27 protein-coding genes are annotated in these 26,629 nt (G+C 66.6%); 8 read left to right on the plus strand and 19 right to left on the minus strand.

Annotation, left to right across the window (positions count from 1 at the left end; all coding sequences use genetic code 11):
* Nucleotides 1–18 precede the first annotated feature (18 nt).
* Both rdgB and hemW read left to right on the plus strand, forming a co-directional pair.
* Nucleotides 19–666 (plus strand): RdgB/HAM1 family non-canonical purine NTP pyrophosphatase, encoded by a 648-nt coding sequence (gene rdgB / locus AB4Z16_RS03760; RefSeq protein WP_441509973.1) that lies wholly within the window; start codon nucleotides 19–21, stop codon nucleotides 664–666.
* Nucleotides 663–1,862: a radical SAM family heme chaperone HemW gene (gene hemW, locus AB4Z16_RS03765; RefSeq protein WP_441509974.1), complete on the plus strand. Its 1,200-nt coding sequence runs from the start codon at nucleotides 663–665 to the stop codon at nucleotides 1,860–1,862. The genes rdgB and hemW overlap by 4 nt, the downstream gene beginning before the upstream one ends.
* A gap of 157 nt (nucleotides 1,863–2,019) precedes the next feature.
* Here the strand turns inward: hemW and AB4Z16_RS03770 are convergent, their stop codons facing one another.
* The 5 genes from AB4Z16_RS03770 to ugpB form a co-directional block, all read right to left on the minus strand.
* Nucleotides 2,020–3,099 (minus strand): sn-glycerol-3-phosphate import ATP-binding protein UgpC, encoded by a 1,080-nt coding sequence (locus AB4Z16_RS03770; protein ID WP_441509975.1) that lies wholly within the window; start codon nucleotides 3,097–3,099, stop codon nucleotides 2,020–2,022.
* Between the two features lie 7 nt (nucleotides 3,100–3,106).
* A complete protein-coding gene (ugpE, locus tag AB4Z16_RS03775; protein ID WP_441509976.1) occupies nucleotides 3,107–3,955 on the minus strand; it encodes a sn-glycerol-3-phosphate ABC transporter permease UgpE in 849 nt (282 codons plus the stop codon).
* The gene (locus AB4Z16_RS03780) at nucleotides 3,955–4,704 is read right to left on the minus strand and encodes a creatininase family protein (RefSeq protein ID WP_441509977.1); all 750 of its coding nucleotides are present in this window, start codon (nucleotides 4,702–4,704) and stop codon (nucleotides 3,955–3,957) included. Before AB4Z16_RS03780 ends, ugpE begins: the two co-directional genes overlap by 1 nt.
* Complete coding sequence (ugpA, locus tag AB4Z16_RS03785; protein ID WP_441509978.1) at nucleotides 4,704–5,585, minus strand: sn-glycerol-3-phosphate ABC transporter permease UgpA; 882 nt, start codon at nucleotides 5,583–5,585, stop codon at nucleotides 4,704–4,706. Before ugpA ends, AB4Z16_RS03780 begins: the two co-directional genes overlap by 1 nt.
* A 73-nt stretch (nucleotides 5,586–5,658) precedes the next feature.
* Nucleotides 5,659–6,984, minus strand: coding sequence for a sn-glycerol-3-phosphate ABC transporter substrate-binding protein UgpB (ugpB, locus tag AB4Z16_RS03790; protein ID WP_441509979.1), 1,326 nt, complete (start codon nucleotides 6,982–6,984; stop codon nucleotides 5,659–5,661).
* Nucleotides 6,985–7,179: 195 nt separating this feature from the next.
* Here ugpB and AB4Z16_RS03795 point away from each other — a divergent pair, with 195 nt between their 5' ends.
* Nucleotides 7,180–8,358 carry a fumarylacetoacetate hydrolase family protein gene (locus AB4Z16_RS03795; RefSeq protein ID WP_441509980.1) on the plus strand — a complete coding sequence of 393 codons (1,179 nt, stop codon included), beginning with the start codon at nucleotides 7,180–7,182 and terminating at the stop codon, nucleotides 8,356–8,358.
* Between the two features lie 76 nt (nucleotides 8,359–8,434).
* On the opposite strand, the gene AB4Z16_RS03800 is transcribed toward AB4Z16_RS03795, so the two are convergent.
* Nucleotides 8,435–9,331: a methylated-DNA--[protein]-cysteine S-methyltransferase gene (locus AB4Z16_RS03800; RefSeq protein ID WP_441510117.1), complete on the minus strand. Its 897-nt coding sequence runs from the start codon at nucleotides 9,329–9,331 to the stop codon at nucleotides 8,435–8,437.
* Between the two features lie 219 nt (nucleotides 9,332–9,550).
* On the opposite strand from AB4Z16_RS03800, the gene AB4Z16_RS03805 reads away from it, so the two are divergent.
* The gene (locus AB4Z16_RS03805; protein WP_441509981.1) at nucleotides 9,551–10,153 is read left to right on the plus strand and encodes a class I SAM-dependent DNA methyltransferase; all 603 of its coding nucleotides are present in this window, start codon (nucleotides 9,551–9,553) and stop codon (nucleotides 10,151–10,153) included.
* A gap of 5 nt (nucleotides 10,154–10,158) precedes the next feature.
* Here AB4Z16_RS03805 and AB4Z16_RS03810 read toward each other — a convergent pair whose 3' ends face one another.
* Complete coding sequence (locus tag AB4Z16_RS03810; RefSeq protein WP_441509982.1) at nucleotides 10,159–10,701, minus strand: DUF2244 domain-containing protein; 543 nt, start codon at nucleotides 10,699–10,701, stop codon at nucleotides 10,159–10,161.
* 20 nt (nucleotides 10,702–10,721) lie between these two features.
* Between AB4Z16_RS03810 and nth the strand changes: the two genes are divergently transcribed.
* The 4 genes from nth to AB4Z16_RS03830 all read left to right on the plus strand — a co-directional run bounded on the left by nth (nucleotide 10,722) and on the right by AB4Z16_RS03830 (nucleotide 14,842).
* Nucleotides 10,722–11,423 (plus strand): endonuclease III, encoded by a 702-nt coding sequence (nth, locus tag AB4Z16_RS03815; protein WP_441509983.1) that lies wholly within the window; start codon nucleotides 10,722–10,724, stop codon nucleotides 11,421–11,423.
* A gap of 130 nt (nucleotides 11,424–11,553) precedes the next feature.
* Nucleotides 11,554–12,600, plus strand: a complete 1,047-nt coding sequence (xylF, locus tag AB4Z16_RS03820) for a D-xylose ABC transporter substrate-binding protein (RefSeq protein WP_441509984.1) — start codon at nucleotides 11,554–11,556, stop codon at nucleotides 12,598–12,600.
* An 84-nt stretch (nucleotides 12,601–12,684) separates the two neighbouring features.
* On the plus strand, nucleotides 12,685–14,013 hold the full coding sequence (locus AB4Z16_RS03825) for a sugar ABC transporter permease (RefSeq protein ID WP_441509985.1): 1,329 nt from the start codon (nucleotides 12,685–12,687) through the stop codon (nucleotides 14,011–14,013).
* Between the two features lie 10 nt (nucleotides 14,014–14,023).
* Complete coding sequence (locus tag AB4Z16_RS03830) at nucleotides 14,024–14,842, plus strand: ATP-binding cassette domain-containing protein (protein ID WP_441509986.1); 819 nt, start codon at nucleotides 14,024–14,026, stop codon at nucleotides 14,840–14,842.
* Nucleotides 14,843–14,887: 45 nt separating this feature from the next.
* Here AB4Z16_RS03830 and AB4Z16_RS03835 read toward each other — a convergent pair whose 3' ends face one another.
* The 12 genes from AB4Z16_RS03835 to AB4Z16_RS03890 all read right to left on the minus strand — a co-directional run bounded on the left by AB4Z16_RS03835 (nucleotide 14,888) and on the right by AB4Z16_RS03890 (nucleotide 26,554).
* Entirely contained in the window at nucleotides 14,888–15,250 is a 363-nt protein-coding gene (locus AB4Z16_RS03835) for an SPW repeat protein (RefSeq protein ID WP_441509987.1), read from the minus strand.
* 196 nt (nucleotides 15,251–15,446) lie between these two features.
* On the minus strand, nucleotides 15,447–16,805 hold the full coding sequence (locus AB4Z16_RS03840) for an esterase-like activity of phytase family protein (RefSeq protein ID WP_441509988.1): 1,359 nt from the start codon (nucleotides 16,803–16,805) through the stop codon (nucleotides 15,447–15,449).
* Between the two features lie 229 nt (nucleotides 16,806–17,034).
* Entirely contained in the window at nucleotides 17,035–17,979 is a 945-nt protein-coding gene (locus tag AB4Z16_RS03845) for a 2-hydroxyacid dehydrogenase (RefSeq protein WP_441509989.1), read from the minus strand.
* The gene (deoA, locus tag AB4Z16_RS03850; protein WP_441509990.1) at nucleotides 17,976–19,301 is read right to left on the minus strand and encodes a thymidine phosphorylase; all 1,326 of its coding nucleotides are present in this window, start codon (nucleotides 19,299–19,301) and stop codon (nucleotides 17,976–17,978) included. The genes AB4Z16_RS03845 and deoA overlap by 4 nt, the downstream gene beginning before the upstream one ends.
* Entirely contained in the window at nucleotides 19,302–20,063 is a 762-nt protein-coding gene (gene deoC, locus AB4Z16_RS03855; RefSeq protein ID WP_441509991.1) for a deoxyribose-phosphate aldolase, read from the minus strand. It abuts the gene before it with no gap.
* 3 nt (nucleotides 20,064–20,066) lie between these two features.
* Nucleotides 20,067–20,876, minus strand: a complete 810-nt coding sequence (locus AB4Z16_RS03860; RefSeq protein ID WP_441509992.1) for a purine-nucleoside phosphorylase — start codon at nucleotides 20,874–20,876, stop codon at nucleotides 20,067–20,069.
* A 38-nt stretch (nucleotides 20,877–20,914) separates the two neighbouring features.
* Complete coding sequence (locus AB4Z16_RS03865; RefSeq protein WP_441509993.1) at nucleotides 20,915–21,325, minus strand: cytidine deaminase; 411 nt, start codon at nucleotides 21,323–21,325, stop codon at nucleotides 20,915–20,917.
* 1 nt (nucleotide 21,326) lies between these two features.
* Nucleotides 21,327–22,301, minus strand: coding sequence for an ABC transporter permease (locus AB4Z16_RS03870; protein WP_441509994.1), 975 nt, complete (start codon nucleotides 22,299–22,301; stop codon nucleotides 21,327–21,329).
* Entirely contained in the window at nucleotides 22,301–23,401 is a 1,101-nt protein-coding gene (locus tag AB4Z16_RS03875) for an ABC transporter permease (RefSeq protein ID WP_441509995.1), read from the minus strand. Before AB4Z16_RS03875 ends, AB4Z16_RS03870 begins: the two co-directional genes overlap by 1 nt.
* Nucleotides 23,402–23,411: 10 nt before the next feature.
* Nucleotides 23,412–23,825, minus strand: a complete 414-nt coding sequence (locus tag AB4Z16_RS03880) for a VOC family protein (RefSeq protein WP_441509996.1) — start codon at nucleotides 23,823–23,825, stop codon at nucleotides 23,412–23,414.
* Nucleotides 23,822–25,357, minus strand: coding sequence for an ABC transporter ATP-binding protein (locus AB4Z16_RS03885; protein WP_441509997.1), 1,536 nt, complete (start codon nucleotides 25,355–25,357; stop codon nucleotides 23,822–23,824). The genes AB4Z16_RS03880 and AB4Z16_RS03885 overlap by 4 nt, the downstream gene beginning before the upstream one ends.
* A 195-nt stretch (nucleotides 25,358–25,552) precedes the next feature.
* Nucleotides 25,553–26,554 (minus strand): BMP family lipoprotein, encoded by a 1,002-nt coding sequence (locus AB4Z16_RS03890; protein WP_441509998.1) that lies wholly within the window; start codon nucleotides 26,552–26,554, stop codon nucleotides 25,553–25,555.
* Between the last annotated feature and the right edge of the window lie 75 nt (nucleotides 26,555–26,629).

A 26,629-nucleotide genomic window follows, 5' to 3' on the forward strand; every position in this document is an offset into this window, starting at 1 on the left:
GCGGATACGAGAAAACCGATGCCGAACCACCGCCTCCTCACCGGCAAGGTCGTGATCGCGACCCACAACCAGGGCAAGCTGCGCGAGATGCGCCAGTTATTGGCTCCCTACGGCATCGAGCTCGTCTCGGCCGGGGAGCTCGGCCTGCCCGAACCGGTCGAGGACGGCACCATGTTCTCGGAGAATGCGGCGATCAAGGCCGTGGCCGCCGCCAAAGCGAGCGGGCTGCCGGCGCTGTCCGACGATTCGGGCGTCTGCATCGATGCGCTCGACGGTGCCCCCGGCCTGTTCTCGGCCAACTGGGCCGGGCCGGGCAAGGATTTCGCCCCGGCGATCGCACGCGTGCAGATGGAGCTGGCCAAGCGCGGTGCCGCCATGCCCGACAAACGCAGGGCGCATTTCGTCTCGGCGCTGGTCATCGCCTGGCCGGACGGCCATCAGGAATTGTTCGAGGGCCGCGTCTTCGGCACGGTCACTCATGAGATCCGTGGCGCGGGCGGCTTCGGCTACGACCCGATCTTCCTCCCCGATGGCCAGGGCAAGACTTTCGGCGAGATGACGGCGGACGAGAAGCACGGCATCCCGGCCGATGGCTCGCCCGGCCTGTCGCATCGGGCGCGCGCGTTCCATGTGCTTGCCGCCGCCTGCCTGAGGAAATCGGCGTGAGTGCCGCGGCCGCCCTGTCGGAGCGGCCCACCGCCTCGCATCCGACTGCGGATGCGGGCTTTGCCGTCTATGTGCATTGGCCATTCTGCCTGGCCAAATGCCCCTATTGCGACTTCAACTCGCATGTACGCCTGCAGCCGCCGGATCAGGCCCGGTACATCGCCGCCTTCCGCCGCGAGATCGCGCATCGCGCCGCGCTGGCGCCGGGCCGCACGGTCTCCTCGATTTTCTTCGGCGGCGGCACGCCCTCGCTGATGGAGGGCCGCACGGTCGGGGCGATCCTCGACGCGATCGGCGAGCACTGGACGGTCGATCCGAATTGCGAGGTGACGCTGGAGGCGAACCCGACCAGCGTCGAGGCCGGCCGCTTCCGTGACTTCCGGGCGGCAGGCGTCAACCGTGTCTCGCTCGGGGTGCAGGCGCTGAACGATGCCGATCTCAAGGCGCTCGGCCGAATGCATTCGGCCGAGGAAGCGCTCGCGGCCGTCGCTATCGCACGCAAGTATTTCGAGCGCTATTCCTTCGATCTGATCTATGCCCGCTCGCCGGCGCAGACGCCGGCGCTCTGGCGCGCGGAGCTGGAGCTGGCGATCAGCCACGCGGCCGAGCACCTCTCGCTCTACCAGCTCACCATCGAGCCCGGCACCGCCTTCGAGCGGCTGTTCCGGGCCGGCAAGCTCGCCATCCCCGACCATGATGCGGGTGCGGCGCTCTACGAGACGACGCAGGAGATCACCGCCAAGCACGGCCTGCCGGTCTACGAGATCTCCAACCACGCCCGGCCGGGCGCGGAATGCCGCCACAATCTTGTCTACTGGCACTATGGCGAATATGCCGGCGTCGGCCCCGGCGCCCATGGCAGGTTGGTGACGGCGCAAGGGCGGATGGCGCATTCGACCGAGAAGCGGCCGGAAATCTGGCTGGAACGGGTCGAGGCCGAGGGTCACGCCCTGGTCGAGGACGAGCGCCTGAGCGAGGAATCGCAGGGCGACGAATATCTGCTGATGGGCCTACGTCTGGTCGAAGGTATCGATCCCGCAGTGTTCAAGGCGCTCGCAGGCCGCGAGCTCAATGCCAAGCGCATCGCCAGCCTGATCGAGGAGAAGCTGCTGATGCATAAGCAGGGCGGCAGGCTTGCGGCGACGCCGGACGGCGCGCTGCTGCTCGATGCGCTGGTGGCCGATCTGGCGGCTTGAGGTTCGCCGTCGTTCGGGGGCGTCACCGGCGTCATGCTCGTACTTGTGGCGAGCATCCAGGTCTTGAGCACGAGCCTCGACCAGCAAAGACGTGGATGGTCGGGACAAGCCCGACCATGACGAGGTACCAGCGCCTGCGGCTTCCGCAGCGCCCCGCTCAGTCCTTTCCTAGCCGCGCGCCCGTCTTCGGGTCGAAGACATGGACCTTGCCGGGATCGACCGTGATCCAGAGCCGGCCCTCCTGAGCGGGAACGTCGCCGGTCGCCGCCTGCATCACAAAGGGCTGGCCGGAGAGCTTGCCGTGGAAGAGCTGGGTCGCGCCGAGTTCCTCGATGAACTCGACGTCGAAAGGCAGCGAGCCGGCATCGTCATCGGAGACGATCTCGACATCCTCCGGCCTCAGGCCGACCTCGACCGGCATCTGGGGCGGCAGATCCTCGCGCAGGTCGTGCGCCTGCAACACGGTGTCGCCGAGCGCAACGATGCCGTGGCCGTCGACCACGCCCGGCAGGATGTTCATCGGTGGCGAGCCGATGAAGGTCGCGACGAATTTGCTCGCCGGCTTGCGGTAGACCTCGGCGGGCAGGCCGATCTGCTCGACCTGCCCGGCATTCATCACCACGAGCTTGTCGGAGAGCGTCATCGCCTCGACCTGATCATGCGTGACGTAGATCGCGGTGACGCCGAGCGCGCGCTGCAGCTTCTTGATCTCGACGCGCATCTGGACGCGCAGCTTGGCGTCGAGGTTCGAGAGCGGCTCGTCGAACAGGAAGACCTGCGGCTTGCGCACGATGGCGCGGCCCATGGCGACGCGCTGGCGCTGACCGCCGGAAAGCTGGCGCGGGCGGCGCTCCAGGAAGGGCTCGATCGCGAGGATGCGCGCAGCTTCCTTCACGCGCTTGTCGATCTCGTCCTTCGGCGTGCCGCGGTTGCGCAGCCCATAGGCCATGTTGTCGTAGATGTTCATATGCGGGTAGAGCGCATAGTTCTGGAACACCATCGCGATGTCGCGGTCGGCCGGCTCGATCTGGTTGACGACGCGCTCGCCGATCGCGACCTCACCGGACGAGATCGTCTCGAGACCGGCGACCATGCGCAGCAGCGTGGACTTGCCGCAGCCGGAGGGGCCGACGAGCACGCAGAAGCCGCCGTCGGGGATGTCGAAGGAGACGCCCTTCACGGCCTCGACGCCGCCGGCATAGACCTTCTTGACGCTGTTGAGAGTGACCTGGGCCATTCACGGATTACTTCTCGGTTTCGACCAGGCCCTTCACGAAGAGCCTCTGCATGGCGATGACGACGAGGACGGGCGGCAGCATCGCAAGCATGGCCGTGGCCATGGCGAGCTGCCATTCGGTCAGCGCGTCGGCGGTGACGATCATCTTCTTGATGGCGATGACGATGGTCTGCATCGAGTCCTTGGTCGTCACCAGAAGTGGCCAGAGATACTGGTTCCAGCCATAGATGAACTGGATCACGAACAGCGCCGCGATCGTGGTGATCGAGAGCGGCAGGAGCGTGTCCTTGAAGAACTTGAAGGGGCCGGCACCGTCGATCTTGGAGGCTTCGAGCAGCTCATCCGGGATCGTCATGAAGAACTGGCGGAAGAGCAGCGTGCCCGTCGCCGAGGCAATGAGCGGGACGGCGAGACCCTGATAGGTGTCGAGCATCCGCAGGTCCGAGACGATCTTGAACGTCGGGAAGATGCGGACCTCGACCGGGAGCATCAGTGTAATGAAGATGATCCAGAATGCGGCCATGCGGAACGGAAAGCGATAATAGACCACCGCATAGGCCGAGAGCACGGAAATGAAGATCTTACCCAGCGCGATCGCCATCGCCATGATGAAGGAGTTCAGCATCATGTGGATCACCGGCTCGCGCGTCGTGCTCGACGTGCCGATGAAGAGGATGCGGTTGTAATTCTCCAGGAAATACGGGCCGGGATAGAGCGGCATCTGGCCGTTGATCACGGTCGAGGCATCCCAGGTCGAGGCGACGAAGGTCAGCCAGACCGGGAAGGCGACGATCAGCACGCCGATCGTCAGGATGACATAGGCGATGATGTCGCCCAGGCGGCGGTCCTCGACCATCAGATCCCCTTCCCCATCTCGCGCAGCAGGCCGGCCAGCGCTTCCGCGCAGGCATCGAGACAGGCTTGACCTTTTTCGGCCGTCGCGCGGCGTGCATCGCCGATCACGCCGGTTTCGGTCATGTCCCGGAAGGAACGGTGGCGAGAAACCTCCGGGCGTCCGGACGACCCACCCCGCGCACCGAACGCTTCCGACAGGCGCGGCTCGCGGACGCAGCCCGGCGCCAGCACCATCATCATCGAGGTCTCGACCTCGCAAGCGTGCTGCACACCCTTCTGGTCCTCGAGCAGCGCCGGGAGCGCGGCCTCGGCCAGCAGGAAATAGGTGGTCGCCTCGACATGCAGCCGCGTCTCACGGGCGAAGTCGGGCAGGAAGGCGGTCAGCGCGGCGATGTTGCCGCCATGGCCGTTGACGATCAGGACGCGGTGGAAACCGTGGCGCTCGATACTCTTCAGGAGCGAGAGCAGCACTGCCCGATAGGTCGGGATATCGAAGGTGAAGGTTCCGCCGAAGGCCATGTGATGCTCGGCCATGCCGCACCACAGCGTCGGCGCGACGACGACATCGACATCATCAGCACGCTCAGCCGCGGCCTTGCAGACGCCGCTGCAAAGGATGGTGTCGACGCCGACGGGAAGATGCGGCCCGTGCTGCTCGATCGAGGCGACGGGAAGAACGACGATCGCGTCCTTCGCCGCCTTGGCGCGTAGCTCCTCGGCGGTTAGGTCCATCCAGAGCACGGAGGCCATCAGTAGCTCACCTTGCGCTCGATGAAGCGGAACTGGATCGCGGTCATTCCGATGACCATGATCAGCAGGATCACCGACTGCGCCGCCGAGCCGCCGAGATTGGAGCCGCCCTTGCCGTCGGAGAAAACCTTGTAGACCAGCGTCTCGGTCGCGCCCGAGGGACCGCCGCCGGTGACGGTATCGATGATGCCGAAGGTGTCGAAGAAGACGTAGACGATGTTGACGACGAGCAGGAAGAAGGTCGTCGGCGAGAGCAGCGGGAAGACGATGGTCCAGAAGCGACGCATCGGCCGGGCGCCGTCGATGACGGCAGCCTCGATCACGCTCTTCGGGATCGACTGCAGTCCGGCGAGGAAGAACAGGAAATTGTAGCTGATCTGCTTCCAGGTCGCCGCGAGGATGACGAGCAGCATGGCGTGATTGCCGTTGAGCCGCGGGTTCCAGGGAATGCCGAGCGATTGCAGCCCGCGTGCAAGCATGCCGAGCGAGGGATCGAACATGAAGATCCAGAGAACGCCGGCAATGGCGGGCGCCACCGCATAGGGCCAAATCAGCAGGGTCTTGTAGATTTCAGCGCCGCGGATCTGCCGGTCTGCCATCACCGCGAAGAGCAGCGCGATCGACAGCGAGAACACGCAGACGAAGGTCGAGAAGATGACGGTGTTGATGAAGGCCTTGAGATAGCCGGGATCGGCGAACAGCAGCTGGTAGTTCTCGAACCAGACGAACTCGGTCGAAGTGCCGAAGGCGTCTTCGAGCAGGAAGCTCTGCCAGACCGCCTGGCTCGCCGGCCAATAGAAGAACACGACGGTGATCGCGAGCTGCGGCATCAGCAGCAGGAAGGGGATGGTCAGCCCCCGGAAGTACGCGTTCTTCTGCATCGGCTTCCTTGAACGAGACGGCCATCCCGGACGGACTTGTCCGGGATGGCCTGAAGATGCAAGGGCTATCCGCTCAGCGCGAGGCTGTCCGCTCGAACTGGCGCAGCATCTGGTTGCCGCGCTCGGCCGCCGCGTCCAGCGCCGCCTGCGGCGACTTCTGGCCGTTCAGCGCCGCCTCCAGCTCCTCCGACCAGATGTCGCGGATCTGGACGAGGCTGCCGTAACGCAGGCCCTTCGAGTTGTCGGTCGGGGTCTTGTTGGTCAGCTCGAGGATCGGTGTCTCGAGATAGGGCTTGTCCTTGTAGAAGCCCGACGCCTTGACCTTCTCATAGGCAGCCTTGGTGATCGGCAGATAGCCGGACTCGGTGTGCAGCTTCACCTGACGATCGACATCCGAGAGGAAGGTGAAGAACTTGGCGACGCCCTTGTATTCGTCAGCCTTCTTGCCACCCATGACCCACAGCGAGGCGCCGCCGATGATCGAGTTCTGCGGCGCGCCCTGCACATCGGGATAATACGGCATCGGCGCGTTGCCCCAGTCGAACTTGGCGTTCGCCTTGACATTGCCGAAGAAGCCCGAGGAGGTCAGGAAGATCGGGCATTCGCCCGAGGTGAAGCGGCCCTCGCCATTGTTGGTGCGGCCGGAGTAGTCGTAGGTCTTGTCCTTCTGCAGCTCGACCAGATTGGTCCAGTGCTTGAGGAAAACCGGGCTCTTGTTGAAGTTCAGCACGGCGTCGAAGCCGGCCATGCCGTTGACCTTGGTCGAGAGCGGGATGTTATGCCAGGCGCCGAACTGCTCGATATTGGCCCAGGTCGCCCAGGCATTCGAGACGGCGCACTTGTCGTAGCCGGCGGCCTTCAGCTTCTTGGCGGCCTCGAAGGTCTCGGGCCAGGTCTTCGGCGGCTTCGCCGGGTCGAGGCCCGCCTTCTTGAAGGCGTCCTTGTTGTACCACATCACCATCGAGGACGAGTTGAACGGCATCGAGAGCATGTCGCCCTTAGCCGTCGAATAATAGCCGGTGATGGCGGGGAGATAGGCGTTCGGATCGAACTTCTCGCCGGCTTCCTTCATCACCTCATGAACCGGCTTGATCGCGCCCTTGGCCGACATCATCGTGCCGGTGCCGACCTCGAAGACCTGCAGGATGTGCGGCGCCTGGCCGGCGCGGAAAGCGGCGATGCCGGCGTTCAGCGTGTCGGGATAGGAGCCCTTGTAGACGGGAACGACCTTGTAGTCCTTCTGCGAGGCGTTGAAGTCCTCGGCGAGCTTGACGACCACGTCGTTGTTGGCGCCCGTCAGGGCATGCCACCACTGGATCTCGGTCTGCGCCAGAGCCGGCGAAGCGCCGGCGAGCGCAAAGGCGGCGACCGACATCAGGATGCGCGATTTGATGCTCATGGAGTGTCTCCCTTCCGCGGGCGGGCGCCGCCGCGGTTCTTGTCGTTGGTGCGCAAGCTAGCATGAAGCGCAGGCGACAGTTCAATGACAAAACGACGACAGTTTTTGCAAGGCACTTATGGCCGCGGCCGGCTTGCGCATTCACGCATAAACGGCTGATCTGCGCGTCCTGCCTCGCCTTTTCCGGACCGCATCATGACGAGCCTCGTCCTTTCCGCCTCGACAACCCTGCCGCAGGATGCCGGCGCCGCCGCGCTGGCCGGCCGCGTCTGGCGGCCCGATCTCGGCGGCCCGGCAGTGGTCACGCTGCGCGACGGACAGCTCGTCGACATCACAGCCGAATTCCCGACCAGCCGCGACCTCTGCGAGAGCGCCGATCCGGCGGCCGCGCTGCGCACCGCGAAAGGCGAAGGTCTGGGCTCGCTCGCCGACATCCTGGCCAATACGCCCGTCGACGGCCGCGATCCGAAGCGCCCCTGGCTGCTCTCGCCGCTCGACCTCCAGGCGGTGAAGGCGGCCGGCGTCACCTTCGCCGTCTCGATGCTGGAACGCGTCATCGAGGAGAAGGCGCGCGGCAACCCGGCCGCCGCCGCGACGATCCGCACGGAGATCGGAAAACTGATCGGCGACGACCTTTCGAAGCTGAAGCCCGGCTCGCCCGAGGCGATGCATCTCAAGGAGGTGCTGATCAAGCAGGGGGCATGGAGCCAGTATCTCGAAGTCGGCATCGGGCCGGACGCCGAGATCTTCACCAAGGCGCCGGCGATGTCGACGGTCGGCACAGGCGCCGATGCCGGCCTGCATCCGGCGTCGAGCTGGAACAACCCGGAGCCGGAGATCGTCCTGATCGTCGCCTCGGACGAGCGGATCGTCGGCGCGACGCTCGGCAACGACGTCAATCTGCGCGATGTCGAAGGCCGCTCGGCCCTGCTGCTCGGCAAGGCGAAGGACAACAACGCGGCGGCAGCCGTCGGCCCCTTCATCCGCTTCTTCGATGCCGGCTTCACGCTCGATCACATCCGCAAGACGACCGTGACCCTGACGGTGGAGGGCGAGGACGGCTTCACGCTGGAGGGCTCGTCCTCGATCGCCAAGATCAGCCGCGACCCGGCCGATCTCGCGGCACAGATGATCGGCCCGCATCACCAGTATCCGGACGGGGCGGCGCTTTACCTCGGCACCATGTTCGCGCCGATCAAGGATCGCGACGCACCGGGCGGCGGCTTCACCCATAAATACGGGGACATCGTCACCATCGCCGCGCCCGAGCTCGGCAGCCTCGTCAACCGTATGAAACGCACCGACGCCTGCGAGCCCTGGACCTTCGGCGCCTCGCATCTGATGCGCCACCTCGCGAAGCGCGGGCTGCTTTAGGCGGAGCAGGCAAAGAGCGCGGGCGGATCGCGCTCGCGCTCTTCTGGGATATGTATCTCCGATGTAGGCAGCAAGCTCAGCCAGTGATCGCCTGACCCGCTTCCCAACCGAGGATGGCGCGCTTGCGCGTCAGGCCCCAGTGATAGCCGGTGAGGGCACCCGACTTGCCGATGACGCGGTGGCAGGGCACCACGAAGGAGATCGGGTTCTTGCCCACCGCCATGCCGACGGCGCGCGCGGCACTGGGCTTGCCGATATGGCTGGCGACGTCGCCATAGGTGGTGGCACAGCCGACCGGGATTCGGAGCAGCGTCTCCCAGACCCTGACCTCGAAATCCGTGCCGATCAGCACGACGCGCAAGGGCGTCTCGGCCGTCCAGGCCTTGGGCTCGAAGATGCGGGCGGCATAGGGCGCCGTCAGCACCGGATCGTAGTGATAACCGGCATGCGGCCAGCGGCGCATCATGTCGGCCAGAGCCTCGGCGCGCCCACCGACGACCTTGCCGCCATCGACGCTGTTGGAGACCCAGCCCAGCCCCGCGAGCCCGCGATCCGTGACCACGATCAGCGCCTCACCGAAGGGAGAGGCATGGAAGCCATAGGAGAGCTTCAGCCCCTCGCCGCCGAGCTTCCATTCGCCGGGCGACATCGCCTCATGCGTGACGAAGAGGTCATGCAGCCGGCCGGGGCCGGAAAGCCCGACTTCAAGCGCAGTGTCGAGGATGCTGGCCGAGGAGGCGAGCAGGCCCTTGGCGTGGTCGAGCGTGATCGCCTGCAGGAAGGCCTTGGGCGTCAGGCCGCACCAGCGCCGGAAGAGATGGTGGACATCGGTCGGCGTTGCGCCGGCCGCATCCGCGATCGCCTCGATGGTCGGCTGCTCGCGCCAGTTATGCGTGATGAAGGCCAGGATGCGGCGGACCGTATCGTAGTCCGAGCCCGGCGCCACGGCGGGGAAATCGGCCTCGCTCGGCATGGCTTCGGCAGCGCGCGCCAGCACCGCATTGGAAAAACGCGTCGGGGTCATCGCCGTTTTCATCGGAGCATGAGCGTTCATGGCTTGAAACCTCGCATCATTCGTCATGATGCGAATCTAGGGCGCCAACCATGCCGTTCCCACCCGAAAGCTGACAAGGGCTGGCTTGCAGCCGCTATAGTTTCCGAGCCCAAGAGACCCCCATATTTTGGACGGACAATGGCGACCGCCTCCAGCGCTATCATCGATCTCTACGAGCGACACGCCGCTGCCTTCGACCGGCTGCGCGGCAAGACGTTGTTCGAAGGCGCGTGGCTCAACCGTTTCCTCGCGTTTGTTCCGGAGCATGCCGCCATCCTCGATATCGGCTGCGGTTCGGGCGAGCCGATCGCCCGCTACTTCCTCGGCAGGAACCGCGCCATCACCGGCATCGACTCTGCCGCCGCGCTGGTCGAACTGTGCCGTCAGCGTTTCCCGCAGGCCGAATGGCATGTGCAGGACATGCGCCGACTTGCGCTCGGCCGCCGCTTCGACGGGCTGGTCGCCTGGGACAGCTTCTTCCACCTGACGCCGGAGGACCAGCGGGCGATGTTCCCGGTCTTTGCCGAACACGCCACCGCGACCGCAGCGCTGATGTTCACCAGCGGACCTTCGCATGGCGAAGCGATCGGCTCCTTCGAAGGCGAGCCGCTCTATCACGGCAGCCTGGCGCCGGAGGAGTACCGCGCGCTTCTGGCGGAGAACGGCTTCTCCGTGGTCGCGCATGTCGTCGAGGATGCAAGCTGCGGCGGCCACACGATCTGGCTCGCCCGCAGGGGCTGATCGTCTCAGGATGCGCCATAATCGGGGCCGCGCCGGGCGCTCGCCAGCGCCTTTCCCAACGCATCCGCGAAGCCGGCGCGCTCCCGCGGCGAGAGCGCGGTGGCGACCGCGACGCTCCGGCCCCGCGAGACCAGCGTGAGGCCGAGCAGGCCGTAATCCTCATCGGTCTGACGTTCGAGCCGCGTCCAGGCGGGGTTGGAGCGCCAGATCGCCTCGCGGCCGTGATGCGAGACCTTGCGCAGCAAGACCTCCAGCGGCGTCACCACGATGCGCTCGAAGGCACGCGCATGCCGGAAATTGACGTGGAAGGCGACGAACAGCGCGAGCACGTCAAGGCCGAAGAAGCCAGCGACCGGCCAGGCGCCGAGCACGACGAAGGGGATCGAGGAGATCAGGCTCGCCAGGCAGACCAACGTCATCACGATGCGAAAGCCGTTCTGGCCGAGCGAGCGATGCGGCGTGATCGTCGCGTCGAAGACCGGGCGCCTCATGGCGTCGGTGCTGCCGCTGGCAGGAATCTCGCTGGCAGGGCTCTTGCCGGGGTCCATGGCGGCATTATAACGCCGTCATGGACCCGCAGAACAGGCCCGCCCGCCCCCGCGCCCCCGTCAAGCGCATCACTTTGCCGCGCGCCCGCAAGCCGGCCGAAATCCGCGAGATCTTCGCGCGTTTCCAAGCCGCCAATCCCGAGCCGAAAGGCGAGCTGGAATCCGTGAACGCCTTCACGCTGCTGGTTGCCGTCGTGCTCTCGGCGCAGGCGACCGACGCCGGCGTCAACAAGGCAACGCGCCCGCTCTTCGCCATCGCCGACACGCCGGAGAAGATGCTGGCGCTCGGCGAGGACAAGGTGCGCGACTACATCAAGACGATCGGCCTCTTCCGCACCAAGGCAAGGAACGTGATCGCGCTCTGCGAGAAGTTGATCGCGGAGTTCAGCGGGCAGGTGCCGACCACGCGCGAGGCGCTGGAAAGCCTGCCGGGCGTCGGCCGCAAGACCGCGAATGTCGTGCTCAACATCGCCTTCGGCGAGATCACCCATGCGGTCGACACCCATGTCTTCCGCGTCTCGAACCGGCTCAGGATCGCGCCGGGCAAGAACGTCTTGCAGGTCGAGCTCGGGCTGGAGAAGGCGATCCCTCAGGAGTTCGGCCGGCATGCCCATCACTGGCTGATCCTGCACGGGCGCTACACCTGCAAGGCGCTGAGGCCCGAATGCGGGCGCTGCATCCAGAACGACCTTTGCGACTCTCCCGACAAGCGAGTCGTCTGACGCTGCCCGAGCCGTCCCTTCGCCTGCTTGACAGTCTCCGGCGGCTAGGCTGAGCTTCGTGCGCCGGACGCCTTGGGGGCTCGGAGAAGCCTGAGAGTCTGCGGCAGAGGAAGCTCAGGAGGTCAGTGTGATGAAGCGTTTCGTCCTCGCGGCGAGCATCGCCGTTGCCGCCCTATCCGTTCACGCAAGCGCCTTCGGGCAATCGAAAGGCCCGGTCATCGGGGTCAGCTGGTCGAACTTCCAGGAAGAGCGCTGGAAGACCGACGAGGCCGCGATCAAGGCGGCGGTCGAGAAAGCCGGCGGCACCTATCTTTCCGCCGATGCGCAGTCATCGCCGGCCAAGCAGCTCACCGATGTCGAGAGCCTGATCGCGCGCGGCGCCAAGGCGATCATCGTGCTGGCGCAGGACGCGCAGGCCATTCGTCCCGCCGTCGAGAAGGCGGTCAACGAGGGCATCGGCGTCGTCGGCTATGACCGCCTGATCGAGATCCCGCAGGCCTTCTACCTGACCTTCGACAATGTCGAGGTCGGCCGCATGATGGCGCGCGAGATCCAGAAGGCGAAGCCGGTGGGCAATTACGTCTTCATCAAGGGCTCGAGCTCCGACCCGAACGCCAATTTCCTCTATCAGGGCTCGATCGAGGTGCTGAAGCCCGCGATCGACGGCGGCAAGATCAAGAATGTCGGCGAAGCCTTCACCGATGGCTGGCTGCCGGCGAACGCCCAGCGCAACATGGAGCAGATCCTGACGCGCAACCAGAACAAGGTCGATGCCGTCATCGCCGCCAATGACGGCACGGCGGGCGGCGCCATCGCGGCGATGGATGCACAGGGGCTCTCCGGCTCCGTGCCTGTCTCCGGCCAGGATGCCGACCGCGCGGCGCTCAACCGCGTGGCGCTGGGTACCCAGACCGTGACGATCTGGAAGGATGCGCGCGAGCTCGGTCGCAACGCCGCCGAGATTGCACTGAAGCTCGCAGGTGGCGCCAAGCTCTCGGAGATCCCAGGTTCGGCTGCCTGGGACCAGGGCCCGTCCAAGCAGAAGATGACGGCGCTCTTCCTCAAGCCCGTGCCGGTGACGAAGGACAACCTCGCCGTCGTGATCGAGGCCGGCTGGGCACCGAAATCGGCGGTTTGCCAGGGCGTCGCGTCCGGCAAGGTCAAGGCCTGTGACTAGAGCAGGCTGCGATAAATTGGGAACCGGTTTTTCGCGCTCCAGATTTTTGATGAGAGACGGATTCGGATGTCAGATGGGGTCGCTATGCGATCCCATCTGACATCGTCCGGCTCTGACGTGGCACCCGCGCCGGCCAAGCAGGTGCAGGATGAGCGCGGCCTTGCCGATCGTCTGCGCGAGATCGAGTTCGATCCGCGCATGATCGGCATGGTCGCCGCGCTCGCGGTGATCTGGCTCGGCTTCAACTGGCTGTCGGACGGCGCCTTCCTGACGCCGCGCAATCTCTGGAATCTGCTGGTCCAGACCGCCTCGATCGCGATCATGGCCTGCGGCATGGTGCTGGTCATCGTCACCCGCAACATCGACCTCTCCGTCGGCTCGATGCTCGGCTTCGTCGGCATGGTGGTCGGGCTCGTGCAGGTCCGGCTCCTGCCCGAGATCTGGGGCTTCGAGCACCCGCTGACCTGGGTCGTCAGCCTGCTGCTCGCGATGGCGCTGGGCGGGTTCGTCGGGCTGCTGCAGGGCGCGCTGATCGCCTATCTCGCCATCCCCTCCTTCATCGTCACGCTCGGCGGCCTCCTGATCTGGCGCGGCGCGGCCTGGTGGGTGACGCAGGGCCAGACCATCGCGCCGATGGATTCGCGCTTCCGCCCGCTCGGCGGCGGCGTCGAGGGCGCGATCGGCACAAGCGCCTCCTGGGCGATCGGCATCGCGCTCTGCGCCGCGATCTCAATCGGCGCGGCGCTGATCCGGCGCCGGCGCAAGCGCTTCGGCTTCCTGCTGCGCCCGCTCTGGGCCGAGATCACGATCGCCGGCCTCGGCTGCGCCACGGTTCTGGCGATGGTGATGGTGGCGAACGCCTATGCGCTGCCCGCCGGCATCGCCCGGCGCGTCACCGAGGCGAAAGGCGGCATATGGCCTGAGGGCGGCCTGACCATCGGCCACGGGCTCGCCGTTCCCGTGCTGATCGCGCTCGCGGTCGGCGTCATCATCACCTTCATCGCCAACCGCCTGCGCTTCGGCCGCTACGTCTTCGCCATCGGCGGCAACCCCGAGGCGGCCCAGCTCTCCGGCGTAAACACGCGCAAGGTGCTGATGCTGGTCTTCGGTTTGATGGGTGTGCTCGTCGGCATCTCCGCCTGCATCTCGACGGCGCGCCTGAACGCCTCGACCAACGCCGCCGGCACGCTCGACGAGCTCTATGTCATCGCTGCCGCCGTCATTGGCGGCACCTCGCTGGCGGGGGGCGTCGGCACCATCGTCGGCGCCATGCTCGGCGCGCTGGTGATGCAGTCGCTGCAGTCCGGCATGGTGCTGATCGGCGTCGATGCGCCCTTGCAGAACATCGTCGTCGGCATCGTCCTCGTCCTCGCGGTCTGGCTCGACGGGGTCTACCGCAAGCGGCTGAGCTGAGGAGGGAGCGATGAGCATCACGGAATCGGCTGGTCTCGCCGACACCCATCCGGGCCAGGGCACGCCGCTGATCGAGATGCGCGACATCTCGATCGCCTTCGGCGGCATCAAGGCCGTCGATGGTGCGAGCATCGACCTGATGCCGGGCGAGGTCGTCGGCCTGCTCGGCCACAACGGCGCCGGCAAGTCGACGCTGATCAAGATTCTGTCGGGCGCCTACCGCGCCGATGCCGGCACGATCCGCGTGAATGGCGAGGAAGCAGCGATCACGAGCCCACGCGACGCCAAGCAGCAGGGCATCGAGACGATCTATCAGACGCTCGCGCTTGCCGATAACGTCGATGCCGCCGCCAACATCTTCCTCGGTCGCGAGCTACTCTCCGGCTGGGGCACGCTCGACGATGCAACGATGGAGGCCGAGACTCGCAAGGTGATGGGTCGACTCAACCCGCATTTCCGCCGCTTCAAGGAGCCGGTGAAGGCGCTCTCGGGCGGCCAGCGCCAGTCGGTCGCGATCGCGCGCGCCATCTATTTCAACGCCCGCGTGCTGATCATGGACGAGCCCACGGCGGCACTCGGCCCGGCCGAGACGAAGCAGGTGGCGGAGTTGATCTTGCAGTTGAAGAAGCAGGGCATCGGCATCTTCCTGATCAGCCATGACCTGCACGATGTCTTCGATCTCGCCGACCGCGTCACGGTGATGAAGAATGGCAAGGTCGTCGGCACGGCGCGCACTGCCGACGTCACCCAGGACGAGGTGCTGGGCATGATCATCTCGGGCAAATGCCCGCCGGCCGCTGTGGCCGGCCCCGGCGCGCTACGCAGCTAGATCGCGCCGGGTCGATTTCTGAAGCGGCGGGAAGCGCGAAGCTCCCTACGCCGTCGCGTGCGGCTCGTGCCGATAATCCCAGACTGCCCAGCCCGAGATCGCCGCAGTCAGCAGGCCGACGATCATGTGAGGCCAGAAGGCGCGGAGGTTACCGGTGAAGCCGAGCATCCAGGGCGAGGCCACCAGCCAGAGTCCGAGCGCGAGATTCAGCCACTCCTCCCATTCGGCGAAAGCCGAAAGCGCAGCGACCGCAATCACGGCGAGAGCCACGCTGACGATCCATGCATTGCGCGTCGGCACGAAGTCGCCGACGAAGCCCATGTACCATGGTGAGAAGAACAGCAGCCCGGCCAGGATCAGATTACACCAGTCCTGCGGTCGCCTGGCATTCGTATTCGCGGTCAACATGATCACCTCCATCGGTGACGATCATCCAACCACTACGCCTCGCGCATGAGGCGCTTGGTCATTTTTATTATACGCTCAGGTCAGCAATAGCTCAAGAACAGAGTAGGAACGCCCGGCGGCCGATCGAATCCGACCGCCGGGCAAGACGACATGAGCCGCATCGCTGCGCCCAACCGAGCCAGCGATGCGGGCGTTCTCACTTCGCGTCGAGCAGTTCCTTCACCGAGAGCAGGACGAGTTCGTTGTCATCCGCCTTCTTGGGATCACGCGAGGACGAGAACGGCAGGTTGTTGTCGTTGCCGACGACGATGATGCCCTTGGCGAGATCGACGACGTCGACGTTCTCGATGGTGAAGAACGGGAAAGGCAGCACGCCGTCGATGGCGCCCTGCTTCGCCTTCTTGTCGGGGTCGGCGATCTTCATCAGGTCGATGAAGCCGATCTTGCGCACGGGCTTGCCGACATTGGCGTCGGTCATCTCGATCTTCACGATGCGCTTGAACTTGGCGAGGTCGTGGAAGCAGTCCGGGCCCTTCTGGCCGGCGGCACAGGCCTTGTCGGCAGTGCCTTCGCCGTTGTCGCGCTCGATGATCAGCGCCGTCGTCGCGTCGATCATGTTGAAGTCGCCGATGGCGAGGCCCTTCTGCTCCAGCGGGAAGAACCAGGAGCGGCCGGTCCACTTCTCGTTGGCGACATCGAATTCGAGGATGCGCAGCACTTCCTTGCCGTCGACCTCTTCATTGCCCTTGGTCTCGGCGTTCCAGAGCGGCCCCTCCAGCAGCGGGTAGAGGAAGCGCCCGTCGGGAGACTGCGCCATGCCCTCATAGCCCTTGGAGCGGCGGACATTGAATTCGACGGACTGGTTCGGTGCGCCGGGCGTCGTCACGGCGTAATGGTCGGGCGAGCGGGCCGGCTTGCCGTCGACGGTGGTCTCGAACACCGCCTCGACCTTGCCGTTGGCATCGACGCGGATGAGGTAGGGGCCGAACTCCTCGCCGATCCAGTACTTGCCGCCGATCGGCTGGATCGACTCGGGATCGAAATCGGCGCCGGTCAGATAGCGCTTGTCGGTGCCCTCATGAACGATGCGAAACGGCACCTTCTTGTCGGGGTCGTGCAGGAAGGTGGTCGAGAGACGCTCGATCGCGCCCTTGTCGAAATCGGCCTTGAGACGATGGAAGAACAGCATCGCGTCGGGCGAATTGACCTTGGAGCCGAAGCCGTTGTCGGTCAGGACGAGGAACTCGCCATTGCCGAGCGAGCGGATGCCGGAGAAGCCCTGCACGGGCTGGCCGGCGAAGGGCGTGGAAAGACCTGTCGGGCGGCCGCCCGAGGTGCCCATCACCGAACCGACGGTTTCGACGCGCTTGCCCGGGGTTACGAACTTGCCGGACACCTTGAGATCGGCCGGCGCATCGGCAGGAGCCGGGATGATCGTGTTCGCCGGCAGCAGGGCGTGACCGACGAGCTTCGACGGAAACTCCTTCTGGGCGTCCTGGGCCCCGGCGAGCATGGTCGAGGACAGGAGCAGGGCAATGACGAGCGACGAGCGCATGAAATTCTCCGGGCTGGAAATGACCAACCCGCTTCACCCGCCCGGATTGCGGCCCGACGACAGCGCGGCGACCGTTCGGTGACGGGGCATTGAACTCACCAGCCCTCATCGTGGCGAGCAGGCGAAGCCTGTGTCTTCCGGTCGCGCTCGAACCATCCTTCGAGACGCCGCTTTCGCGGCACCTCAGGATGAGGACTGGAGATGAACAGCCGCAGAGGCGGCCGATCCTTCAATATCCCCTGGCCGGATCGACCACATGCTGCAGGGGCTCGCCGGCTTCCAGGCGCCTGATCTGCGCCGTGATCAGCGAAGCGATCGCTTCAGGCTCCGACATGGCCGCGTTATGCGGCGTGATCGTCACGCCCGGATGGGTCCAGAGCGGCGAGGCGGTCGGCAGCGGCTCGGTCTCGAAGACATCGAGCGTTGCCCCTTTCAGCGTGCCGGATTCGAGCGCCGCCAGGATATCCTCTTCCACCTGCAGGCCACCGCGGCCGGCATTGATCACGAATGGACCGCCGAGGCGACCATCCTGCGCCAGCCCTGCGATCAGCCCGGCGTCGATGATGCCGCGCGTCTCCGGCGTGAGCGGCACGAGGCAGACGAGGATGTCCGTCCGCGCCAGGAACTCCTTCATGCCCTCCTCACCTGAGAAGGTGCACAGCCCCTCGATGCTCTTCGGCGAGCGGCTCCAGCCGGCCACGTCGAAGCCGATGACCTTGAGCTTGGCGGCGGCATCCTGCCCGAGTTCGCCCAGCCCCATGATGCCGACGCGAACCGAGCGGGCCGCTGGCTGGTTGCGATCGTCCTCCCAGAGCCTTTCGCGCTGCTGGCTGAGGTAGCGGTGCTGCTGGCGCAGATACATCAGGCAGTGCAGCACGACGTACTCGCTCATCCGCGTGGTCAGATCGGGATCGACGACGCGGGCGATCGGCACCGCCGGCAGCTTGTCGTCGGCGAACAGGAAATCGACGCCGGCGCCAAGCGAGAAGATCGCAGCGAGATTGGGCAGGCCGGTCAGGCTGCCGGCCGGGTGCTTCCAGCTTGCCACATAATGGACGGCGCGGCGGTCGAAGGGCTCGCCGAGAACCACGATCGGCATCTCCGGCAGCAGCGCCTGGAACCTGGCGCGCCAGTCCTCGACATGCCAGCCCGTCATGGCCAGAAGCAAACTCATGCCGACACCCTCTCCGTGATCCGTTCCGCGACGAGCCGGCCGCGCGCCGCACCCTCACCGATCCGATAGGCCTTGCGCAAGCGCGCACTCGCCGCGGCGAAGTGCGCCTCGTCGCGCGCGTGGATGATCCCGAGCGGGCGCTCCGCGCCAATCTCGGTTCCAATGCCAGCCAGTTCGACGATGCCGACGGCATGGTCGATCGGGTCCTGTGGGCGGACGCGGCCGCCACCGAGCGCGACGACCGCAAGCCCGACCGCGCGCGTGTCGACCGCGATGACCGACCCGGCCGTTTCGGCGAAGACCGGCTTCACGATCGGCGCAGCGGCGAGATGATTTGCCGGCTTTTCCAGCAGGTCCGCCGGTCCTCCGAGCGCCGCCACCATCCGCGCGAAGCGCTCGGCCGCCGCACCCGAGGCGAAGGCATTCTCGATCTTTTCGCGCGCCGCATCGAGATCGGCGGCAAGCCCGCCCAGGAGCAACATCTCGGCGCCCAGCGCGACCGTGACCTCATGGAAGCGCGCCTCGCGGCGGCGGCCGGTCAGATGGTCGAGCGCATAGGCGACCTCGAGCGCATTGCCGGCGACCGAGGCCAGCGGCTCGTCCATATCGGTCAAGAGCGCATGTGTCGGCAGCCCGGAATCGTTGGCGACGGCGACGAGAGCCTGCGCCAGCGCCTGTGCCTTGGCGTAGTCGGGCAGGAAAGCACCGGAACCGAACTTCACATCCATGGCGAGGCCGTGCAGCCCGGCGGCGAGCTTTTTCGACAGGATCGAGGAGACCAGCAGCGGAATCGTTTCGACCGTCGCCGTCACGTCCCGGATGGCATAGAGCCGCTTATCGGCCGGGGCGAGATCGGCGGTCTGGCCGATGATGGCGCAGCCGACCTCCCGCACGACCTTGCGGAACAGATTGATGCCCGGCTGGGTGACATAGCCCGGCACGGCATCCAGCTTGTCGAGCGTGCCGCCGGTATGGCCGAGGCCGCGACCGGAAATCATCGGGACGTAGCCGCCGCAGGCCGCCACCGCAGCCGCCAAAGGCAGGCTCACCGTGTCGCCTACGCCGCCGGTCGAGTGCTTGTCGAGGGCGGGGCCGGGCAGATCATCCCAGCGCAGCACGGTGCCGGAATCGCGCATGGCGAGGGTGAGCGCGACGCGCTCCTTCTCGTTCATGCCGTTGAAATAGATCGCCATGGCGAAGGCGGCCGCCTGTCCTTCGCTCACCGAGCCATCGGTCAAACCGGCGATGATCTGGCGAATATCGGCATCGGGCAGCTCGGCACCGTCGCGCTTGGCGGCGATGATCTCCTGGGTCAGGCGCATTCAGTAGCTCCCACGCGGCGGCGCTCCGGGCGCAGCGCCGCCGATTTCCTCGATGAGCGCGGTGTAGAGACCGCTCGCACCGAAACGGAAAGTCGCGGGCGTCGCCCAGTCCGGGCCCATCATCGCGTCGGCGAGAGCAAGGTAGCTCTTGGCATCCGCCAGAGTTCGGATCCCGCCCGAGGGCTTGAGCCCGATCGGGCGTGCTGTCATGCCGATCACGCCGAGCATGGCGCGCGCCGCCGGAATGCTGGCCGAGCGCGCGGTCTTGCCCGTCGAGGTCTTGATGAAATCGGCGCCGGCCGCGATGGCGAGCTCGGACGCGACTCTGACCTTGTCGAGATCGGGATATTCGCCGGATTCCAGGATGACCTTCAGCAGCTTGTCGCCACAGCGCATCTTGACGTTGCGGATCATGGCGCCCGCTGTGGTGAGCTGCCCGGCCAGCACGGCGCGCCAGGGCAGGACAAAGTCGATCTCGTCCGCGCCAGCCTCGAGCGCCTCCTCGGTCTCGCGGATGGCGGGCGCGATCGGGGTGTCGCCCTCCGGGAAATTCACCACCGTCGCGATGCGCACCGGGCTGTCGCCGAGCGCTTGGCGCGCCACGGCGACGAAGCGCGGCCAGAGGCAGACGGCAGCGACCGGCACCGGGCCGGAGACGGCGCGCCGGCACAGGTCGCGCGCGCCGTCGGCGGTCGCGACGTCGGCGAGATCGGTCAGATCGAGTAGCGCGAGCGCGCGCCTGGCGGTATCCGCATCCGACATGGTTCAGAGCTCCGAAAGGAAGGCGCGCAGCAGGCGCCGCAGCGCGCCGGCCGCCACAGCCGCGACATCGCGCGTCTCTGCATGGTGCGGCGCGCCGCCCTGCAGGCCGGCGCCCATATTGGTGACGATGGAGAGCCCGGCGACGCGGATGTCGTGGCGCCGCGCCAGGATGACCTCCGGCACCGTCGACATGCCGACGAGATCGGCGCCGAGCGTCTTCGCCATGCGGATCTCTGCCGGCGTCTCAAAGCTCGGACCGGAGAACCACATGTACACGCCCTCGCCGAGCGGCAGCGCCACCTTCTGCGCAGCCCGCTTCAGCCGGCCGCGCAGATGCGGGTCATAGGCATCGACCATCGGGACGAAACGGCCGTCGCCCTTGTCGCCGACCAGCGGATTGGGCCCATTGAGATTGATATGGTCGGTGATGAGGGCGAGGCTGCCCGGCCGCATGGCGGGGGACAGCGATCCCGCCGCATTGGTCAGGATCAGCGGTGGCGAGCCGAAGGCCGTGAGAACACCGAGCGGAACACGCATGACGGCCGGATCGCCGCCCTCGTAATAGTGGGCGCGGCCCTGGTAGATCAGAACCTTGCGGCCATGCAGCGTGCCGTAGCAAAGCTGGCGGGCGTGACCGGACACCTCGCCGCGCGGAAAGCCGGGCAATTCGGCATAGGGGATCCGCACTGCATCCTGCACATCCTCGGCGATGGAGCCGAGGCCGGTGCCCAGCACAAGCGCGCAATCGATCGTGTCTACGCCACGCTCGGCCAGCACGGATGCCGCCTCATCGAACACCGGATCGGCCGCCATCAGTCCCTCTCCCCGGCCACCGCAGCAGCCGTCGCAAATCACCGCGGCAAATTGGCCGGTCCGAAGGAGGCTGGCAACAGCTCCGCCAGGGTGAAACGCGCGCGGATGCCTTCGGGCCCCGCGATCGCCACCGGCGTTTCGGGCATGGCGAATTCGCGGATGCGCTGGCGGCAGGCGCCGCATGGCGTAACGAGTTCAGCGCCGTCGCCAAAGACGAGGATTGCGCGGATCGCCTGCCCACCCCCGGCGACCATCGCGGCGATGGCGCCGGCCTCTGCGCAGGTGCCGACCGGATAGGCGGCATTCTCGACATTGCAGCCGGCATACACCGCGCCGTCATCGCCGAGGAGCGCGGAACCCACCTTGAAGCGCGAATAGGGCGCATAGGCGCGCGGCTGGATCGCCGCGGCCGCGGCAAAGAGCGTGTCGAAATCGGGCGCGGCCGGCAAATCAGCGTTCCTTGACATAGGGCAGGCCGGAGGCCTTGGGCGGCGTCGCCTTGCCGATGAAGCCCGCGAGCAGGACGATGGTCATCAGATAGGGCAATGCCTGGATCGCTTCCACCGGCACGAGGCCGATACCCGGCAATGTCACACCCTGAAGCCTTATTGCGACCGCGTCGAGCACGCCGAAGAGCAAGCAGGCGCCAAGCGCCGGCCAGGGCCGCCAATTCGCGAAGATGACGGCGGCAAGCGCGATGAAGCCGCGCCCGGCCGTCATATGCGGCAGGAAGCCGGCCGATTGCGCGACGGCGAGATAGGTGCCGCCGATGCCGCAGAGCACGCCGCAGATCGCGACCGCGCCATAGCGCAGACCGGCAACGGAAATACCGGCGGTATCGACCGCAGCCGGATTCTCGCCGACGGCACGGATGCGCAGGCCGAAGCGCGTCCGGCCCAGCGCGAAGGCCGTCAGGAGAACGCAGGCGAAGGCAAGATAGGCCGGCACGGCATGGCCCGAGACGACCTCGTCATAGAGCAGGCCGAGAATCGGAACGTGCTCCCGCGCCCAGGGCGCGAAGGGCAGCGTCAGCTCGCCGAAGCGTGCGGCACCCTCCAGCGAGGGCGTGCGCCCGCCCTGCCCGTACCAGGCATTGCCGAGGACAACCGTGAGACCCGCAGCCAGCATGTTGATGGCGACGCCGGAGACGATCTGGTTGCCGCGCCAGGTGATGGCGGCGAAGCCGTGGACCAGCGCCAGCGCCACTGCCGCGAGGATGCCGGCGCCAAGACCGATCCAGGCCGAGCCGGTGACGAAGGCCGCGACCGCCGAGGCGAAGGCCCCGATCAGCATCTTGCCCTCGAGGCCGATATCGACGACGCCGGCCCGCTCCGACCACAGACCAGCCATCGCCGCGCAGATCAGCGGGATCGACAACCGGATCGTCGAATCGAGCACGACGGCGAGTGTCTGGAGCCAATCCATCAGACGGCACCCCGGCCGATGCGCAGCACACCCGCAACCAGCCGGCGAAAGAGCCCGTCGAGCGCTCCGGCGAAGAGGATGAGGACGCCGCCGATCACGACCACCATGTCGCGGGTGATCGCCGGCTTGTCGAAGGAGAGTTCCGCCCCGCCCTGGTAGAGGACGCCGAAGAGCAGGGCCGCGAGCGCGACGCCCACGGGGTGGCCGCGCCCCATCAAGGCGACGGCGATGCCGACGAAGCCGTAGCCGGCGGTGAAATCAAGCACCAGCCGATGCTGCACGCCGAGCGCCTCATTGACCGCGAGGCCGCCGGCGAGCGCGCCCGAGATCGCCATCGCGACCATCGTGACGGCAGCCGGCGAGATGCCGGCATAGGCAGCGGCGCGCGGATTGGCTCCGACGGTGCGGATCGCGTAGCCGAGCCGCGAGCGATAGATCAGCAGCCAGACGGCGAAGAGCGCCATCAACGCCAGCAGGAAGGCGCTGTTGAGCGGGGTTGAAGGGAGGCTCAGCCCGAGCGGAGCGAGAAGCTGATGCATCGGCGTCAGCACCGCCTGGGCCGGAAAATCCGGCGTCTCCGGCTGCATCGAGCCGGGTTTCCCGATCACCTCGCGCAGGAGGTAGACGATCAGCGTCGCCGCGACGAAATTCAGCATGATCGTGGTGATGACGACATGGCTGCCGCGCTTCGCCTGGAGCCAGCCAGGGATGAAGGCCCAGAACGCGCCGCCCGCCGCCGCCGCCAGGACAGCGAGCGGGACCGCGAGGATGCCCGGCGCCCAGGAGAGGCCGAGGCAGGCCACGGCCATCGCGACGCCGGCTATGGTCGCCTGCCCCTCGCCGCCGATGTTGAACAGCCCGGCATGGAAGGCGACCGCCACGGCAAGCCCCGTAAAAATGAAATTCGTCGTGTAATACAGCGTGAAGCCAATGCCCTCAGCGCTGCCCAACGCGCCGCGCAGCAGCAGCGTCGTCGCTTCCAGCGGGTTCTCGCCGATGCCGAGCACGACGAGCCCGGCCACAAGCAGCGCGGCAGCGACCGATACCAGCGGCACCAGCGCGACATCGGCCCAGCGCGGCAGGTTGAGCGGGGCCGTCATCCGGCGAGCGTCACGTTGCCAGCGAGTCCAGCGGGAAGAACGGGTTATGGGCGAGTTCCCAGAGATGGCCGTCGGGATCGGCGACATATCCGGAATAGCCGCCCCAGAACACCTTCCGGGGCGTCTTCACTGCCGTCGCCCCCGCCGCGACCATCTCCGCGAACAGGGCATCGACCTCCGCCTCGCTGCGCAGGTTGTGGGCGAGGGTGATGCCGGAAAACCCGGCCGGCCCGTCCGCCACCTGCGCATCCCCCGCCAACTCGGCCCGCGGAAACAGCGACAGGCCGATGCCGTTCAGCTGGAAGAAGGCGACGCTGCCCTGCCGCGGCTCGATCTCGCGCCAACCCAGCGAGCCATAGAATCGCCGCGAGCGCTCCAGATCGGCGACGCCGAGCGTCACCAATGTCAGCCTCTGTTCCATCATGCGGCCTCCTCGACGCCAGCCATCAGCAGGCCCAGTTCGCGCTCATCGGCACCGGACCCGGCCCGCTCGCCGGTGATCCGGCCGCCGCACATGGCGATGATTCGGTCGGAGAGCGCCATCACCTCCTCGAGTTCGACCGACACCAGCAGGATCGCGACGCCCTGATCGCGCAGTTCGATCAGACGACGATGAATGAACTCGATCGCGCCGATATCCACGCCCCGCGTCGGCTGCCCGACCAGCAGAACCTTGGGATGGCGCTCGATCTCACGGGCGAGCACGATCTTCTGCTGGTTGCCGCCGGAGAACTTTGCCGTCTTCAGCGCCGGATCGGGCGGGCGCACGTCATAGGCGGCGAAGGCATCGCGGGCATGGGCCTCGATCCGGGCGGGCGACAGCAGCGGGCCGGGACCGAAGGCGGGATCATGCTGATAGCCGAGGATCGCGTTCTCGGCGGCCGAGAAGGCGGTGACGAGGCCGCTGCGATGGCGATCCTCGGGGATATGCATCAGCCCGCGCTCGCGCAGCCGCGCCGGATGGCGATCTGTGCCCGACAGGATCTCGCCGCCAAGGCGGATGACACCGCGCGTCGGCTGAAGCAGCCCGGCCAGCACTTCAAGGAGTTCGCTCTGGCCGTTTCCGGCGACACCGGCGATGCCGACGATCTCGCCGGCATGGAGGGTCAAGCCAACGTCCCGAAGAGTGTCAGCCCCGCGCGCATCACGGCAGGACAGGCCGACCGCCTCCAGGACGGGCGCACCGCGCTCGCGCGGCGGCTTCTCCACCCGCAGCAGCACGCGCCGGCCGACCATCGCCTCGGCGAGTTCCGGCGGCGAGGTCTCGGCGGTCGCGACATGGGCGACCATCTCGCCACGGCGCATCACCGAGACCTTGTCGGTGACATCCATGATCTCGCGTAGCTTGTGGGTGATCAGGATGACGGTCTTGCCCTGCGCCTTCAGCGCCCGGAGCAGGGCGAAGAGCTGATCGGCTTCGGCGGGCGTCAGCACCGCCGTCGGCTCGTCGAGGATGAGGATCTCCGCACCGCGATAGAGCGCTTTCAAAATCTCGACGCGTTGCTGCAGGCCGACCGAAAGCTCGCCGACGATCGCATCGGGATCGATGACGAGGCCATAGTCCTGCGAGAGTCTGGCCAGCGCCGCCCGCGCCTGCGAGAGTCCGCCCGTGAGGAAGGTGCCGCCTTCGGCGCCGAGCACCACGTTTTCGACCACGCTCAGCGTCTCAACCAGCATGAAGTGCTGGTGGACCATGCCGATCCCGGCCGCGATCGCATCCGCCGAGGAACGGATGCGGCGCGGCGTGCCGGCGATCCTGATTTCGCCGTCATCGGCCTCGTAGAAGCCGTAGAGAATCGACATCAGCGTCGATTTGCCGGCGCCGTTCTCGCCGACGATGCCGTGGATCGAGCTGGCCGCGACCGAGAGGGACACGTCCCTGTTGGCAGCGACCGGGCCGAAGCGCTTGGAGATGCCGACGAGCTCAATGGCGGGTGGCGAGACGGTCTCCATCATCGCACGGGAACCACGACGTAGAACCCCTCTCCTGGATGGGAGAGGGGTAGGGGTGAGGGACCGCCGCTGATTGTTGGGGCGAGGCGACCGCCGCTGCACCTTCTACGGATAGGGCGTGCCCTCATCCCTGCCCTTTTCCCACACGGGAGAAGGGTTCTCCGCGCATCATTCGGTCCCGTCGGCACGATCCCTCGCTCACATCGTGCATTTCTGGTCGGACATGTAGTCGTGGACCTTCACCGTACCGGCGATGATGTCGGCCTTTGCCCTGTCGGCCGCGGCCTTCATCTCGGGCGTGATCAGCACCTTGTTGGCGTCGTCCAGCGCCCAGTCGATACCGCCTTCCTTGAGGCCGAGCACGGAGATGCCCGGCTTCCACGAGCCGTCCTGCGCAGCCTTGAAGGAGTTGTAGGCGGCGACGTCGACGCGCTTGAGCATCGAGGTCAGGATCTTGCCGGGATGGAGCGCGTTCTGGTTGGAATCGACGCCGATGCCGAGCTTGCCGGCATCGGCCGCGGCCCTGAGCACGCCGATGCCGGTGCCGCCGGCGGCGTGGTAGATCACATCTGCGCCGCGATCGATCTGCGACTTGGCGAGTTCGCCGCCCTTGACCGGATCGGCCCAGGCCGAGGGCGTCGAGCCGGTCATGTTCTGGTAGATCTCGGCATCGGCCTTGCCCGCCTTGACGCCCTGGACATAGCCGCAGGCGAATTTGCGGATCAGCGGAATATCCATGCCACCGACGAAACCGACCTTGCCGGTCTTCGAGGCCATCGCGGCCAGCAGGCCGACGAGATAGGAGCCTTCATGCTCCTTGAAGACGATCGACTGCACGTTCGGCAGGTCGACCACCATGTCGATGATGGTGAATTTCAGGTTGGGGAATTCGGCCGCGACCTTCTGCAGCGCAGTTGCCTGCGAGAAGCCGACCGCGATGATCGGCGAATGGCCGTCGCGGGCGAAGCGGCGCAGTGCCTGCTCGATCTGGGCATCGTTCGTCGGCTCGAAATCGCGGAAATCGACGCCGGTCTCCTTCTTGAACCTGTCGGCGCCGATGAAGACGCCCTCGTTGAAGGATTTGTCGAATTTCCCGCCCTTGTCATAGACCACGGCCGGCTTGATCGCCTGCTGCGCCAGCGCCGCCACAGCCGAAAGCGCAACACCGGCCAGTGCCGCCGCAAAAGAACCCAGACGCATGAACCGATCCCCTTTGAAGCCGGGCGCCGTTGTCCGGCCCTCGATGGCGACACGATGGCATGGCTCGGCGGCGCG

The sequence above is a fragment of the Allobosea sp. TAF32 genome (assembly GCF_052113585.1).
In the GTDB taxonomy this organism is placed as follows: Bacteria; Pseudomonadota; Alphaproteobacteria; order Rhizobiales; family Beijerinckiaceae; genus Allobosea.